A 15,613-nucleotide genomic window follows, 5' to 3' on the forward strand; every position below is an offset into this window, starting at 1 on the left:
TACCGGCCATCGTGGCGCATCGCGTGACGATACCGCGCAGCCCCGGCGGACGATCAGACACCGATCCGGCCATCACCATAGTGGCTGCGGTCACAGGGGTAACCTCGTGTCGTGTACCGGTTCCTGCTCACGCCGCGCTGGCTGGGCATCCTCGCATTGACGCTGGCCGCGGCGGCGACGATGGTCCTGCTCGGCAACTGGCAGCTCAGCCGGTACCACGAGCGGTCGTCGATCAACCACCGGATCGACTCCACCGCCGGCCAGCCGCCCGCGACGCTCGGCGAGGTGCTGCCCGCGCCCGGCGCGTCGGCCGGAACGGCGGGCCAGGCCCCGCCGGCCGCCGCGGCGTGGACCCGGGTCACGGCCACCGGACGGTACGACGAGACGCACCTCTTCCTGATCCGCAACCGTACGGTCGACGGCCGGGTCGGGTTCGAGGTGGTCATCCCGCTGGTGCTCGCCGACGGTACGGCGGTGCTGGTCGACCGCGGCTGGATCCCGCCGGCCGAGGGTTCGGCGACCGCCCGGCCGAAGATTCCGCCGGCGCCGACCGGACAGGTCACGGTGGTGGGCCGGGTGCACCTCTCGGAGAGCCGACCCGACCAGATCGTCCGCAACGACGGCCGGTACGAGACGCGGCGGATCACGGTGCCGCGGCTCGCGACCGCGCTGCCGTACCCGGTCTACGGCGCGTACGTGCTGCTCGACGAGCAGACTCCCGCCGCCGACCCGGCCTTCTCGGCCGTACCGGTGGCGCACGAGAACGACTGGCAGAACGCCGGCTACGTCGTGCAGTGGTGGCTCTTCGCCGCGATGGCGCTCGGCGCGTTCGTCTGGGCGGCCCGCCGGGAGGCGCACGGCGTGCCCGGCCAGGATCTGCCGGACGACCTCGCCGCCGAACCGGTGCCGGCGGCCCCGTCCGACCCGGCCCGCCGGTAGCGACCCACCCACCCGTCCACCCCGGGGAACGGACTCCCGGTCGGATACCGGGCATCGGCTATCCATCGACTTGAACGGCCCGATACAGTGCCCGTCGTGTCCGAGACGAGGAGGCCGTACCGGTGACCGTGGATCCGACCCTGCCGCTACCGGAGGAGGACGGCACCGAGCGGCTCCGCCCGGCGGCCGACTCCTGGTCTCCGCCCGCGCCGCAGTCGCCCGGCTACCCGGGGGACCCCGCCACGGCCCCGCCACAGGATCCCTTCGCGACCGGCGCGACGGCGCCCGTGCCCGCGTACCCGCCGGCGGCTCCCGGCCCGGTCGGCGCCCCGCCGCCCGCGCAGCCCGGCCCGGCCAGCGGACCACCCGCGCCGGGTTACCCGGGTGTGGCCGCGCCGGATCCCGTCAGCACCCCGCCCGCACCGGCGTACCCGCCGGCACCCGCCACGCCGGGCTACCCGCCGGCGTTGGCCGGCCCGGCGAGCGCCCCGCCGGCCCCCGGTTACGCCCCGGCCCCCGGTTACGCCCCGACACCCGGTTACCCGTCGGGCCCGGCGAGCGCCCCGCCCGCGCCCGCGTACCCGCCGGGGCCGCCGTACCCGCCGGCGATCACCGGGCCGGCGGCGCAGTCGTACCCGCCGGGGCCGTTCCCGCCGGCCGGGTCGCCCGGGTCGTACCCACCCGGACCGTTCGCGCCGGCCGCGCCGGGGGGCGGCCCGGTGGTGGCGCAGATCGGCGAGATCACCGTGACGCCGCCGGTGGTGCTGACCCCGTCCGGCGAGATCCCGCTGGCCGGCTCGACCTGGCACGTCGCCGACTACTGGCAGACCGAGCAGAAGATCCCCACCTGGGCGATCGTCTGCGCGATCGTGGGCTTCTGCATCCTGACCGTGTTCAGCCTGCTCTTCCTGCTGGCCAAGGAGACCGTGCACCGCGGCACGGTGCAGGTCACCGTCGCGAACGGCCCGCGCCAGTACGTCGCCCGCATCCCGGTGACGCACGCGGGACAGGTGCACCAGATCAACAACCAGGTGAACTACGTACGTTCGCTGGCCGCGATCTGAGCGGACCGGAAGGGGGCCGGGGGCCTGTGCCGAGCCAGCCGGTCTAGTCGGCGCGCGGCCCCCAACGGCCGGAGTGGATGGCCCGTACGGTGTCGATGGTGTCCGCCTCGGCCGCGCTCTTGTCGTCCCGGTAACGCAGCACGCGGGCGAAGCGCAGCGCCAGCCCGCCCGGATAGCGCGGGCTGGTCTGCACCCCGTCGAAGGCGATCTCGACGACCTGCTCGGGGCGGACCCGCACCACCCAGTCGCCGCGCTCGACCGCGAGTTGCAGGAACCGTTCGGTCTGCCAGCGCAGCAGTTCGTCGGTGAGGCCCTTGAACGTCTTGCCGAGCATCACGAAACCACCGGTGGCGGGGTCGCGGGCGCCCAGGTGCAGGTTGGAGAGCCAGCCCTTGCGCCGCCCGCTGCCCCACTCGACGGCCAGCACGACGAGGTCGAGCGTGTGCCGGGGCTTGACCTTGATCCAGGCGGCACCGCGCCGGCCGGCGTCGTAGGGCGCCTCCGGCGACTTGACCACCACCCCCTCCTGCCCGGCGTCGAGCGCGGCGGCGAAGGCCGCCGACGCCTGGTCGGCCGTCTCCGCCTCGATCCGCCCCACCAGCAGCGACGGCTCGACGGTGGCGGCGAGCGCGGCCCAGCGGTCCCGGCCGGGCGCGTCCAGCAGGTCCGCGCCGTCGAGGTGGAGCAGGTCGAAGAAGTACGGCGTGAGCACGGTCTCGCCGCTCGTGCCCGCCGCCGCGCGTACCGCGGGTGCGGCCGGTTCGGCACCGACGGAGCTGGGTGTGGCCCGCCGCCGGGCGCCCCGCAGCGCCGCCCGGCGGGACGTCTCCTGGAAGGGCAGCGGCCGGCCGGTCTCGTCCAGCGCGATCGCCTCCCCGTCGAGGACGAGTTCGCGCGCGGGCAGGGCGCGCACGGCCGCCACCACCTCGGGCACCCGGGTGGTGATCTCGTCGAGGCTGCGGGTGAAGACGGCGATCTCGTCGCCGGAGCGGTGCACCTGGATGCGGATCCCGTCGAGCTTGACGTCGACCACCGCGGGCATACCGGTCGCGGCCAGCGCCTCGTCGACCGAGGAGGCGCTCTGGGCGAGCATCGGGGCGAGCGGACGACCGACCACGAGGGCGAACTCCCGCAGCGCCGGGGCGCCCCCGGTCAGGGCGGCGACGGCCACCGCCTTCAGGTCACCGGCGAGCAGCAGCGCCCGGCGTACGGCCGGGGCCGGCACCTCGGCGGCGTGGGCGATCGCCTCGGCCAGCAGGCCGGCCTGGGCGCCCTGGCGCAGCTCGCCGCTGAAGAGCCCGAGCAGCAGCCGCTGCTCGTCGGCGGTGGCGGCGGCGAAGAGCGCGCCGAGCATGCCCCGGCGGCGGGCCTGGGAGCCGGCGCCCTGGACGGCGGCGATCTCCCCGATCGCGGCGTCGACGGCGGAGACCGTCAGGCTCGGCCGCTCGGCCGGCGGGGGCAGGTCGCGGAGGCTCGCGTAGCCCACCCCGGTCTGCCGCTGGCGCAGCTCGCCCGCGAGGTAGCCGGCGCCGACGAGGATCTCGTCGGGCGACAGCCGTCGGAGCGCGGCGGCGAGCAGCTCCACCTTGGCCCGCCGGCCGGAGGTGGCGCTGACGGCGGCGGAGGTGGCCGCCAGGTCGGTGAAGAGCACCAACCCATCCTGGCAGCCACCTCCGACACGAATGGCCCCGTCCTACGCCGAGACGGGCTCCTCGATCCGCAGGCCGCGCGCCCGTACCTCGTCGGCGACCCGGGACAGGAGCGCGTCGAGCGCGCAGAGTGCGGCGGAGAGCTCACCGAGCTGATCCTGAAGCGCGTCCTCGGACCACGCGGAGACGTTGACGTCCCCCAGAGCACTGACTGCGGCGGCGAGCCGCGCGATGGTCTCATTCGTACTCATGTTCGAATCCTATCGCACCAGACCCGCCCGTACCTGCCGTTTCGGTTAACCTCCGGCAGTCTCGGCCACCTTGGCGAGCAGCAGCGCCTCGGCGAGGCAGACCCGAGCGAACTCGCCCAGGTGCAGGCTCTCGTTCGGCCCATGCGCCCGCGAGTCCGGGTCCTCGACGCCGGTCACCAAGATCGCGGCGTTCGGGAACAGCTCCTGGAAGGTGGCGATGAACGGGATCGAGCCACCCACCCCCATGTCGATCGGGTCCACGCCGTCCCAGGCGGCCCGGAAGGCGGCGCGGGCGGCGTCGAAGACCGGACCCGTCGCGTCGATCACGCAGGGCGCGCCGTCGTGTTCGAGCGAGACCGTCACCTGGGCACCCCAGGGAGCGTGCTTCTCCAGGTGTGCCCGCAGCGCCGCGTACGCCGCCTTGGGGTCGTCGCCCGGGGCGAGCCGGATGCTCAGCTTCGCCTTGGCGGTCGGCACCAGCGCGTTCGGGGCCTCGGCGGTGGGCGGCGCGTCGATGCCGAGCACCGAGAGCGAGGGCTTGCGCCAGATCCGGTCGGTCAACCGGCCGGTGCCGACCAGGGAGACGCCGTCGAGCATGCCGGACTCGGCGCGCAGCCGGTCCTCGGGGTAGTCGACCGTCGCGGCCGGCCGGCTGATCAGCCCGTCGACCGCCACGTCACCGGCGTCGTCGTGCAGGGTGGCGAGCAGCCGTACCAGCGTGGTGAGCGCGTCCGGCACGGCGCCGCCGAACATGCCGCTGTGCACCGCGTGCGAGAGCGTACGGACCTCGACGAAGCCGTTGACGATGCCGCGCAGCGAGGTGGTGAGCGCCGGTACGCCGACGTCCCAGTTGCCCGAGTCGGCGATCACGATCACGTCGGCGGCGAGATCGTCCCGGTGCTCCGCGAGCAACTGTTCCAGCGAGTCGGAGCCGTACTCCTCCTCGCCCTCGATGAAGAGGATCACGCCGACCGGCAGCGCGTCGCCGAACGCACGCAGCGCGGCGACGTGCGCCATGATCCCGGCCTTGTCGTCTGCGGCGCCCCGACCGTAGAGCCGGCCGTCGCGCTCCACCGGCTCGAACGGGTCGCTCTCCCACCGCGACCGGTCGCCCACCGGCTGCACGTCGTGGTGGGCGTAGAGCAGTACGGTCGGCGCGCCGGGCGGTGCGGGACGCCGTCCGATCACCGCCGGCTGGCCACCCGCGCGCACGATCCGTACGTCCAGCGAGCAACCCCGCAACAGCTCGGCGACCGCCTCGGCGGAGCGTTCGAGGTGCGAGTGGTCGAACCCGTCGAAGGCGATGCCCGGGATCCGCACCAGGCGTTCGAGATCGGCGCGGACGCCCGGCAGCTCGCGCTCGATCGCGGCCCGCAGGTCCTGTTCACTCAAGATCGGTGTGGTGGTCATGACCGCGATGCTATGCGGCCCCGGTCGGTCGCCGCTGGTCACGTCGGTGGATCGGGCCGTACCCTCCGGAGGCGCCGGACGTAGTGCGTGGCCGCGCCGGGCGGTGTCGCGGCGCCGTCGACCACCAGGTCGGCGTGGGCCTCGGTACGGTCGGCCGCGAAGTGGACCCGCTCGCCGCGCCGCCACCGCCGCAGGTACGGCAGGAGGTCCGCGCCGTCGCGCGCGAGCGCCCGCTCCAGCCGCAGCCGGGACGGGGCGGTCACGAAGATGGCGCAGGTCAGCTCGGGGCGGATCTCGGCGCGGGCGGCGGTGACGCCCTCCAGAATCACCACCGGCGCGGGCGGGACCACGCTCCAGTCCGCGCCGAACTCTCCCTTGGTCCAGTCGTAGCGGCGGTAGCGGCCCGGCTCGCCCGCGCGCAGCGGATCGAGCACCCATTCCCGCAGCCGGGGCCAGAAGCTGACCTGGTCGGCCCAGCCGTCGAGCAGGTCGTCGGTGTGCACCACGGGCGGCCGGCCGGCGCCGGGCACCCCGGCCGCGCCGCCGGGGCCGGTCGCCGCGGCCGAACCGGCCGTGCCCTCCGGTCCAACCGCGCCGTCAGAGCCGGCTGCGCTTCCTGAACCGCCGATCGCGGCGGCGGAACCGATCGCGGCCGCCAGCCGCTCGGCGAAGATCGTCTTTCCGGCGCCGCTCGGGCCGTCCACGGCGACCAGCCTGGTACGCCCGAGCCGCGCCGGCCCGGCCAGGACGCGCCGGGCGAGATCGTCGTACGCCTCGATCACACCGTACCGGCGCTCGGGCCGCCGGCCGCCGTCGCGCCGCTCCCGGCCCCTGTTCCGGCTGCGACGTCCCGGCGGGCCTCCGTCGCCGTCGCGGCCTCCGTCGCCGTCGCGGCCTCCGTCGCCGTCGCGGTCGGGGCGCCCGGCGGCACGAACGGCAACCCCTCGGGCGGCCCCTGTTCGACGAGCCGCCACAGCGCGTCGGTGTCCAGGTGCTCCTCGACCAGGTCGCCGAGCAGGTCGAGGGTGCGCTCGCGGGCGGCGGCGAACGACGTGTCCGGCGCGACCCGGAACTCGCGCCGCCCGGCCAGCCGCGCGGCCTCGACCAGGAACCGCCGGCGGAACTCGTCCGACTCGAAGGCCCCGTGCCAGTGGGTGCCGAAGACGTTGCCGAGAACCGCACCCTCCCCCCGGCCGTCGGCGTAGGTGAGCAGCGACGCGAGCCCCGGCTCGGCACCGGAGACGTAGCCGTGGTGGATCTCGTAACCGTGCACCGGGACCGAGCCGTACGCGGTACCGCGCGACCGGGTCACCGTCTTGTCGGCCGCGAAGGTGATCTCGATGGGTAGCAGCCCGAGCCCGTCGACGCTGCCCCGGCCGCTCTCCACCTCGTCGTGGATCGCCCGGGCGAGCATCTGGTACCCGCCGCAGATGCCGAGCAGCGGCCGGCCCCGGGCGGCGTGTGCGCGTACCGCGTCGGCGAGCCCGGTACGGCGCAGCCAGGCCAGGTCGTCCACGGTGGACTTGCTGCCCGGGAGCACGACCAGGTCGGCGGCGGCGATCTCGCTCGGCTCGACGGTCAACCGCACCCGCACGCCGGGCTCGGTCGCGAGCGCCTCCAGGTCGGTGGCGTTGGAGATCCGGGGCAGCCGGACGGCGGCCACGTCCAGCCACTCGCCGCCGCGCGGCGCGGCCGGACGGCCGAGCACCCGGCCGTAGGCGAGGGAGTCCTCGGCGTCCAGCCAGAGGTCCAGTTGCCAGGGCAGCACCCCGTACGTCGGCCGGCCGGTCGCCCGTTCGAGCATCTCCAGCCCCGGCCGCAACAGGCCCAGGTCGCCACGGAACTTGTTGATCACGAATCCGGCGATCAGCGCCTGGTCGGCGGCGTCCAGCAGGGCGACGGTGCCGAAGAGCGAGGCGAAGACGCCGCCCCGGTCGATGTCGGCGACCACGATCGTGGGAAGCCCGGCGTGCCGGGCGAGCCCCATGTTGACGTAGTCGGTGTCCCGCAGATTGATCTCCGCAGGGCTGCCCGCCCCCTCACAGACCACCACGTCGTACGACTCGCGCAGCTCGGCGAACGCGTCGAAGGCGGCCCGCGCCAGGCGTGGGCGCAGCGTACGGAAGTTCGTCGCGCCGACGGTGTCGACCGCGGTACCGAGGAGCACCACCTGGCTGGAGAGGTCGCTGCCGGGCTTGAGCAGTACGGGGTTGAACCGCAGGTCCGGGGCGAGCCCGCAGGCAGCCGCCTGGAGCGCCTGCGCCCGGCCGATCTCCCCGCCCCGCCCGTCGGGGCCGACGACCACGGCGGAGTTGTTCGACATGTTCTGCGCCTTGAAGGGGGCCACCTTGACGCCGCGACGGTGCAGCCAGCGGCAGATGCCGGCGGTGAGGATGCTCTTGCCCGCGTCCGAGGTGGTGCCGGCGACGAGCAGGCCCCCGGTCACCGGCGCCGACCGGTCGGGACGAGCCGCCACGGGGCGCGCCGGGCGCCGGCGTCGCCGGCACGGCGCGGGTGTGCCGGAAGCGCGCCGCCCGGTCCGAGCCGGCCGGGCAGGACCCGCCGGGGTCGCGCGACGAGGGTCTGCACGACGGCTATGCCGAGCGCGGCCAGCCCGACGGCCCCGGAGAGCCGGGCCGCGCGCCGGATGTGCCGCGCCTCCGGTCGCGGACCGTCCCCCAGGAACGGCCGCACCTCGGCGCGGCCGAAGTAGAGGTTGCGCCCGCCCAGGCGTACCCCGAGCGCGCCGGCCATCGCCGACTCGCACTGCCCGGCGTTGGGGCTCGGGTGGTCGTTGCGGTCCCGCCGCCAAATCCGCCACGCGCGCCGTCGGTCGCCGTCGACGACGGGCGCGGCCGCGATGGTGAGCAGCGCGGTGAGCCGGGACGGCGCCAGGTTCAGCAGGTCGTCGAGGCGGGCGGCCGGGGTGCCGAAGCGCTCGTACCGCGGTGAGCGGTGCCCGACCATGGCGTCCAGGGTGTTGGCGGCGCGGTAGCCGAGCAGGCCGGGCAGGCCGGCGACCGCGCCCCAGAACAGCGGCGCCACGACCGCGTCCGAGGTGTTCTCGGCGACGGACTCGACGGTGGCGCGGGCCAGCTCGGACTCGTCCAGGGCCGAGGGGTCCCGCCCGCAGAGGTGGCCCAGTCGCCGCCGGGCCGCCGGCAGGTCTCCCCGGCGCAGCGCCTGGTCCAGGGTCCGGGCCTCCCGGCGCAGGGTACGGCCGCCGAGCACGGTCCAGGTGCCGGCCGCGACCAGCACCGCGCGGGCCAGTGGCCGCCGCCGGGTCAGCAGGTTCGCGGCGACCCCGGCGAGGACCGGTACGCCCACCGCCAGCGCCGCGTGGGCCGCGCCCGCGCCGCGTTCGGGCCGGTAGAGGCGGCGTTCCAGGGCGGCCGCGGTACGGCCGAAGCCGGCGACCGGGTGCAGCCGGCGCGGGTCGCCGAGCAGCGCGTCGAGCGCGTAGCCGGCGGCGAGTCCGGCGGCGTCGGCCAGCCCGGCCGCGACGAGTCGCCGGGCGGTTCCACGCCGCCCCGTTCCGGTGACGCTGGCCTCCGGCCACATCCTGATCACCGTTACCTCTCAGTGCGCTCTAGCGAGCGCACGATCAGCAGCCCCGCCTTGCGGTGGGACGGTCCCGGTCTGACCGGCGGATGCCGTGCCGGGTTCACGCTTCACAGCCACCTGCCCGCGTACGCGGGTCTTCCGGTCGGCTCCACGTGCTGCCACCGGGCCACTCCCGGCGGTGTCGTACTCAGCCGCCAAGGCTGCCAGATTGCGCGCGGCGTTGCGGTCGCGGTCCATGACCAGGCCACACGCCTCGCATTTGTACTGACGCTCGGACAGGGCGAGCTTGGCTTTCACCGCGCCACAGCCTGAGCAGGATTTCGAGGACGGATACCAGCGGTCGGCCACGAGCAGCCGGCCGCCGTTCCACTGGGTCTTGTACGCAAGTTGCCGGCGGATCTCGGCGAACCCGGCGTCGGCGATGCGCCGGGCCAGCTTGCGGTTGGCCAGCATGCCGGCGACGTTGAGGTCTTCGACCACGATGGTGTCGTGCTCGCGGGTCAGCCGGGTGGTGAGCTTATGCAGGCCGTCGCGACGCAGATGAGCGACCCGGGCGTGCGCACGGCCGAGCCGATCAGCGGCCCTCTGCCACCGGTTGGACGCTCGCCGGCCGGTGCGCCGGTCCGGCCCGGCCTTGCGGGACACAGACCGGGCGAGCAATCGCAGCCGGTTTTGTGCGTCGACCAGGTAGCGCGGGCTGTCCACCAGTTCGCCGGTGGACAGCACCGCGAGGTGTTTGATCCCGACATCAACGCCGACCGCGCTGCCCGGCCGGGCCGGAGTCCGCTCGGTGCGTTCGACCTCAGCGCAGAACGCGACGTGCCAGCGGCCACCGTCGCGCCGCACGGTCGCGGACATGATCCGCGCGGTGCCGTTGTCGAGACGCCGGGCCAGCTTGCGGGCCGACTCGTGCAGCTTCAGCCGTCCGAGCCGAGGCAGGACCACATGCATACGGTCGGGCTCAACCCGGATCGCACCGGTCGTGAACCGCACCGACGGCGCAGCCCGGCGCCGTGACTTGAAGCGAGGGAACCCGACCGGGCGGCCTTTGCGCTTACCGGCACGCGAGTCGGCCCAGTTGGTCAACCCGCGGGCCAGGGCGTCGAGGCCGGTGTTGAACGCCTCCTTCGAGCACTCCCGCCACCACGGCGCCACGTCCTGCTTGGCGGCGTTCCACGCCCTGCGCATCGCGGGCAGCGACCACGACATCGCCGGGGTCAGCATCTCCTCCGGCACACCGTACGAACGTTCGGCGGCACGCTGGCCCATGATCGCCTTGACCCGGGCCAGCGCCCAGTTGTGCGCGACCCGAGCCGCGCCGGCATGCGCGAGCACCGCGCGTTCCTGCGACGGGGTGAGGTCGAGCGCGAACCGATACGCCTGGACCGTCTTCACCCCGGGCCACCCTCGGTGACAGCCTCGACCGCGCGGCGAACACGGTTGCCCGCCGCCCGCCGCCCGTACAGGCGGGCGCACAGCGACGTCAGGATCTCGGTCACGTCCCGCACCAGATCGCCATCGACCTCGGACGGGTCGACCACCAGCAGGCGGCGGCCCTGGGCGGACAGCGCGGCCTCGACGTACTCGGCACCGAACCGGGAGAACCGGTCGCGGTGCTCAACCACAATGGTCGACACGGACGGGTCGCGCAACAAAGCGAGGAACTTCTCGCGGTGCCCGTCGAACGCGGATCCGACCTCGGTCACCACCCGGTCCACGGCGAGGCGCTGGCCGGTTGCCCACACGGTCACCCGGGCGACCTGCCGATCCAGATCCGGCATCTGGTCGGCCGACGACACCCGCGCGTACACCACGACCTGCCCAGCATCCGGGGCCGCGCCGGTCAACGGCTCGCCGACCATGATGAGTCGGCCCAGCCGGTACGCGGGAACGGGCAGCGTCCCGGACTCGTAACGCCGCCGTGCGGTCGCATACGAGATACCGGTCGCCGCTGCCCACTCCTTCAGGTTCACATTGACACTCTATTCCACTAATGAACGCTCATGACGACCAGCAACCCAGCAGTTGCAACCCCTTTCGGCCAAGTCATCCGGCAGCCTAGTACGCCGACACCGGGGCGCCTCTCGACCGGTACGACGGCCGGGGACGCGGCGGGGAGGCGGCCGGGACCTGTCGGGCCGTCCTCCCCGCCGCGCGATCAGGCCGCCGGCACGGGCAGGCGTCCCCGGCCGCGGGCGCGCCGCACACCGGGAGCGGCGTCTCCCTCCGCCGGTACGGGCTCCTCCGGTGCCGGCTCCGCCTCGGCGGTACCGGCACCGGCGGACCCGGGACCGGCCGGGCCGCCGCCGACCTCCGCCGGGTCGATGCCGGCCTCCGCCGGGTCGATGCCGAGGAGACCGCCGTGGTGACCCTGGTCCGGGGAGGCACCGGCGCCGGCCCTCACCCCGCCACCGGTCTCCCTGGCCTCGGTGGGCAACGGCGGGACGTCCATCGGGTCGGATCCGGCGCGACCCGCGTCGTCGGGCTCGCCCGGCTCGTCGTCGGGCCCACCCGCCGGCCCGGCGCCCTCGTCGAAGCCGCCGGGCGAGTAGGGCGACGCGACGCTGGGCGATTCGAGCGACGGGACGCCGGGCGGGCCGAGCGGCGGGAACTCGTCCGACGGCGGGTATTGGCTCGCGGGCGAGAACTCGTCCGACGGCGGGAACCGGTGCGCCGCCGGAGCCGGCAGCTCCCGCAGATCACGATCGTCGTCGAAGACCCGGTCGTCGGCGCGGCGCGGCGCCTGCTCGGCCGGTACCGCCTCCGTGGCCTCGCCGCGTACCCGCGTCTCCGCCTCGGCGTCCTCGACGGTGCTGGTGGCCATGTTCGGCCGGTTGCGCAGGAAGCGGGCGCGGCCCCGGGACAGGTCGTGCCCGACGGCCGCCGCCTCCAGCTCGTAGAGCGTGCGGTGGTTACCGGCGTCGTCGATCCAGTCCCGCGTGTACATCCGGCCGGCCACCACGACCGGATCTCCCACCATCACCGAGGAGGCGACCCCCTCGGCGAGCTTGCGCCAGCAGTTGACCCGTACCCGCAGGCTGTTGCCGTCGACCCAGCGCCCGCTGTCCCGGTCGAGCCGGCGGGCGGTCGAGGCGACCTTGAAGTTGGCGACCAGGGTGCCGCTCTGCGTCGTACGCCGCCATTCCGGCGCGGTCAGCACGTTACCGACGATCGTGACGTAGGTATCGAACATCGTCCCTCCAGGGGAAGAAGAAGGCCGTTCGGTCCGAGTCGACTCGTGGCACAGCCTGGCCGAGCGGCCCCGGCGAACGCGACCACGGCCCGTCCCCGCTGTGGACAGCCCACCCTCCTGTGGAAATCGACCTGATCAAGCCGGGAGCTGCTATGGGTGTCGACGGCCGGCCCTGGCCACGCGTCCGCGGCGGGCTCGCCTGGCGGGGCACCCGGGGCGGCGGGCGGCGGGCGGCGGGCGGCGGGCGGCGGGCGGCGGGCGGCGGGCGGCGGGCGGCGGGCGGCGGGCGGCGGGCGGCGGGCGGCGGGCGGCGGCACGATCTCCCACCCGGAGTGCGGCGCCGCGCACCCGCGCGCGTTAGCGTCGCGTCGTGGAACCCGATCTGCTCGGAGCGCCGTACGAGCGCCAGACGATCGACCTCGGCCACGACGACGAGGGGCCGGTGGTCGCCACCCTGGTACGCCGCCGCGCCGACCGGCCGACCGGCCGGGCGGTGCTCTACGTGCACGGCTATGTCGACTACTTCTTCCAGACCCACCTGGCCGACTTCTTCGTCGAGCGGGGTTGGCACTTCTACGCGCTTGACCTGCGCAAATGCGGCCGGAGCCTGCTGCCGCACCAGACTCCGAACTTCTGCCGGGACCTGACCGACTACTTCCCGGAGCTGGACGCGGCGGTGGAGATCATCCGCGCCGACGGCAACCGGACCCTGCTGGTCGACGCCCACTCCACCGGCGGCCTGATCACGGCGCTCTGGGTGCACGAGCGCCGCGCGGACGGCATCGTCGACGGCCTCTTCCTGAACAGCCCGTTCTTCGACATCAACGCGCCCTGGCTGGTACGTCGTCCGATCGTGGCCGCGGCCTGCCGGCTCGCCCGCCGTGCGCCGTACCGGGCCATCCCCCGCACCACCTCACCGCTGTACGGCCAAAGCCTGCACGCCGAGCACCACGGCGAGTGGAGCTACGACCTGGGCTGGAAGCCGCTCGCCGGCTTCCCGGTACGACTGGGCTGGCTGGCCGCGGTCCAGCGGGCCCAGCGGCGGCTGCGGGCGGGCCTCGCGATCCCGGTGCCGGTGCTGGTGGCCTGCTCGACCCGTACCTTCCGGGGGTCGGGCTGGCACGAGTCGGCGGCGCTGGCCGACACCGTGCTGGACGTGGAGCACATCGTCCGCTGGGCACCCCGGCTCGGCCCGCACGTCACCGTGGTCCGCTTCGACGGCGGTCTGCACGACCTCACCCTCTCGGGCCCGGCGGTGCGGCGGCAGCTCTTCACCGAGTTGGACCGTTGGGTCGCCGCATTCGTCGCGCCGCACCCTTCAGCCGTGCCAGTTCCTCGGGCTGAGGCGACTCCGACCAGCGAACCTTCGGGCGGGGCTCGTCCTCCCGCCGCGCCCGGGACGGCCGGTACGGCTCCTCCGGCGGTTCCGGCTCGTACGGCGGCTCGCCCGCCGGATCCGGCTCGTACGACGGTTCCGGCTCCGCCCACGCCGGCTCGGGCGGCCCGGACACCGAACGGTACGGCCGAGCCGACACCGGCCGGCCCGGCACCGGCTCGGAGGCCGCCCAATCCATCCGGTCCGGCCGGCCCGGCAGATCCCGCGGACCCGAGATCGGCCGGCCCGGCAGATCCGGCGGACCCGAGGCCGGCCGGCTCGGCAGGGCCAGCTGCCCCGAGACCGGACGCGCCGGAGAGCCCGACACCGGACGACCCGGCAGACCCGAGACCGGGCGCGCCGGCTGGGACGAGACCGGGCGGTCGGCGCCCCGTCCCGGCGCGGCCGGATGGAACGGGAGCCACATCCCCTGGCGCCAGACCAGGAGGTCCCGGCTGAGCAGGTGCGGATCACCGGCGAGAAAGACCCGGTCGACAGTCCGTCGGACCTTCTCCCGTCCGGGCCGGGACTGCGACCCTGTGATGATCACCACATCGCGGGCGGGCACCCCGACCACCAGCTCGCCCGGGACGGAGTCGCTCAGGGCGTCCCAGAAGTCGTCGACGAGCAGCACGCTCGATTCCAGGCCGCCGAAGGAGAGCAGCAGGGCCGGGGGCTGGCCGGTGACCCGAAGGCGGCTCAGGGACGCGTCGAGGTTCTCCATCGCGGTCCGGCGCAGCGTCCGCCGGCCGAGCCCGCCGCGCTCCAGGTCCGCCCAGGTGACGAGGTCCGCACCGTACGGGGGTCCGTAGGAGTACGCGATCCAGAGGTCGTCGGCGAACTCGTCGAGCACGTGCTCCTCGCCGAGCTGCTCGTCGGAGCCCGACACCAGCAACGGGAGAAACCGGATGCTCGTCGCCTGCACTTACGGAAACCTAGTATGTGCTGGCCGGACAGTCATCCCCGTCCAGCCGGAGGATCATCCCGGCACCCCCCAGCGGGTAACCTTCTGGCGCACCACACCCAGGCGCCCGTAGCTCAGCGGATAGAGCAGGGGACTTCTAATCCCAAGGCCGCAGGTTCGAATCCTGCCGGGCGCACAGGCAAAACTTCAGAGAGAGCCGCAGCCGTGGGGCCATTCGTGGTGCGAGCGCGCCAGGGTCGAATCCATGGCAGCCAGGAAGCGGCAACGCGGCGAGATCGAGACGCTCCCCAGCGGGTCACTCCGCGTGAGGGTCTACGCCGGTGTCGACCCGATCAGCGGCAAGCGGCACTACCTCACCGGGGGGATCCTGGCCGGTCGCGGCGCCGAGCGTGAGGCCGAGAAGGTACTTACCCGCATTCCTGGCTCAGGTGGACGAGCGCCGCTGACTCTACGCCGCTCCCAGCGGCCCGCTCTAAGCCGCTCTGCGGCAATGCCTCCCCCGTTCCTCCACAAGTGACCAGCAACGACCAGAAGGCGCCCAAGACGCCGCTCAGCCGGCCGCAACCCACGAAGAGTTCTACCGCCTGCAACTCAAAGAAAGATCTATGACCACGGTCGCCACCGCCACCTAACCAGCGGAAACAATGCTGCTCCTCGTCGGTGACATCTGGAGCAACTGGATCGAATCAGTCACCCACGAGATGTAGCTCAACAGCCACCACAGCCCATGATCGGGGGCCTTCTTGGGCGAGGGCAGTTGTCCTAGAGACTGTCCCCATGACGACCGCTTCCAGCCGACTGCCGGCTGTCATCCTGGCGTTGACCGTGCTCGGTGGGTGCAGTTCCAGCCCGCAGGCCGCGCCCAGTGGTGCGCCGACACCTACCGACAAGGACGGGCGCGCTGCGTGCTCCCGCCTCTTCGAGGTAGGCCGCGCGCTAAATACGGATCCGGCCACAAATCTCGAAGTCGGTCAACTTGCGCAGAAATCGACGAATCCTGACATCGTCGCCAAAGGCCAAAAACTTGCGGATGCATCTGCTGCTGCGGCAAGCAATAGCGGTAGCCCAGGTACCGATCTCATGATCGCCCAGGTCGCGTTGGCTCAGGTATGTGAACAGACATTCAGAAAGAGCCCTCGATAGATCGGTACTACAAGCGACAACCTCACCGGGCCGACACCGGCGGTTCGCACGCCGCAAACCAGTGCACGCCCACCCGTCCTAACGGGAGTCGAACCGGTCA

Annotated in this window: 11 protein-coding genes, 1 tRNA gene and 2 pseudogenes; 5 read left to right on the forward strand and 9 right to left on the reverse strand. The window is 73.8% G+C overall.

Annotated features, from left to right (window positions below):
* Positions 1 to 111 precede the first annotated feature (111 nt).
* Both AB0J86_RS13325 and AB0J86_RS13330 read left to right on the forward strand, forming a co-directional pair.
* Positions 112 to 939 (forward strand): SURF1 family protein, encoded by an 828-nt coding sequence (locus tag AB0J86_RS13325; protein WP_363856649.1) that lies wholly within the window; start codon positions 112 to 114, stop codon positions 937 to 939.
* Between the two features lie 122 nt (positions 940 to 1,061).
* Positions 1,062 to 2,003 (forward strand): hypothetical protein, encoded by a 942-nt coding sequence (locus AB0J86_RS13330; protein ID WP_363856650.1) that lies wholly within the window; start codon positions 1,062 to 1,064, stop codon positions 2,001 to 2,003.
* Between the two features lie 43 nt (positions 2,004 to 2,046).
* Here the strand turns inward: AB0J86_RS13330 and AB0J86_RS13335 are convergent, their stop codons facing one another.
* From AB0J86_RS13335 to ssb, 9 genes and pseudogenes are all read right to left on the reverse strand, one after another.
* The gene (locus AB0J86_RS13335) at positions 2,047 to 3,654 is read right to left on the reverse strand and encodes an ATP-dependent DNA ligase (RefSeq protein ID WP_363856652.1); all 1,608 of its coding nucleotides are present in this window, start codon (positions 3,652 to 3,654) and stop codon (positions 2,047 to 2,049) included.
* 42 nt (positions 3,655 to 3,696) lie between these two features.
* On the reverse strand, positions 3,697 to 3,903 hold the full coding sequence (locus AB0J86_RS13340; protein WP_363856654.1) for a hypothetical protein: 207 nt from the start codon (positions 3,901 to 3,903) through the stop codon (positions 3,697 to 3,699).
* Positions 3,904 to 3,948: 45 nt separating this feature from the next.
* The gene (locus tag AB0J86_RS13345) at positions 3,949 to 5,295 is read right to left on the reverse strand and encodes a dipeptidase (RefSeq protein WP_363856819.1); all 1,347 of its coding nucleotides are present in this window, start codon (positions 5,293 to 5,295) and stop codon (positions 3,949 to 3,951) included.
* A gap of 56 nt (positions 5,296 to 5,351) precedes the next feature.
* Entirely contained in the window at positions 5,352 to 6,095 is a 744-nt protein-coding gene (locus AB0J86_RS13350; protein WP_363856655.1) for a hypothetical protein, read from the reverse strand.
* Positions 6,092 to 7,759, reverse strand: a complete 1,668-nt coding sequence (locus AB0J86_RS13355) for a cobyric acid synthase (RefSeq protein ID WP_363856657.1) — start codon at positions 7,757 to 7,759, stop codon at positions 6,092 to 6,094. The genes AB0J86_RS13350 and AB0J86_RS13355 overlap by 4 nt, the downstream gene beginning before the upstream one ends.
* Positions 7,756 to 8,874, reverse strand: coding sequence for a cobalamin biosynthesis protein (locus AB0J86_RS13360; RefSeq protein WP_363856821.1), 1,119 nt, complete (start codon positions 8,872 to 8,874; stop codon positions 7,756 to 7,758). Before AB0J86_RS13360 ends, AB0J86_RS13355 begins: the two co-directional genes overlap by 4 nt.
* Before the next feature lie 18 nt (positions 8,875 to 8,892).
* A complete protein-coding gene (gene tnpB / locus AB0J86_RS13365; protein ID WP_363856659.1) occupies positions 8,893 to 10,272 on the reverse strand; it encodes an IS607 family element RNA-guided endonuclease TnpB in 1,380 nt (459 codons plus the stop codon).
* A complete protein-coding gene (locus AB0J86_RS13370; protein ID WP_363856661.1) occupies positions 10,269 to 10,850 on the reverse strand; it encodes an IS607 family transposase in 582 nt (193 codons plus the stop codon). The genes tnpB and AB0J86_RS13370 overlap by 4 nt, the downstream gene beginning before the upstream one ends.
* A 743-nt stretch (positions 10,851 to 11,593) precedes the next feature.
* A pseudogene (ssb, locus tag AB0J86_RS13375) lies at positions 11,594 to 12,070 on the reverse strand (single-stranded DNA-binding protein); the annotation flags it as partial.
* A gap of 370 nt (positions 12,071 to 12,440) precedes the next feature.
* On the opposite strand from ssb, the pseudogene AB0J86_RS13380 reads away from it, so the two are divergent.
* From AB0J86_RS13380 to AB0J86_RS13390, 3 genes and pseudogenes are all read left to right on the forward strand, one after another.
* Positions 12,441 to 13,376 (forward strand): annotated as a pseudogene (locus AB0J86_RS13380) (alpha/beta hydrolase); the annotation flags it as partial.
* Positions 13,377 to 14,472: 1,096 nt separating this feature from the next.
* A tRNA-Arg gene (locus AB0J86_RS13385) sits at positions 14,473 to 14,545 on the forward strand.
* Positions 14,546 to 15,147: 602 nt separating this feature from the next.
* A complete protein-coding gene (locus AB0J86_RS13390) occupies positions 15,148 to 15,513 on the forward strand; it encodes a hypothetical protein (RefSeq protein WP_363856662.1) in 366 nt (121 codons plus the stop codon).
* The last annotated feature ends 100 nt before the right edge of the window (positions 15,514 to 15,613 follow it).

The sequence above is a fragment of the Micromonospora sp. NPDC049559 genome (assembly GCF_040676675.1).
Taxonomy (GTDB): domain Bacteria; phylum Actinomycetota; class Actinomycetes; order Mycobacteriales; family Micromonosporaceae; genus JBFAPK01.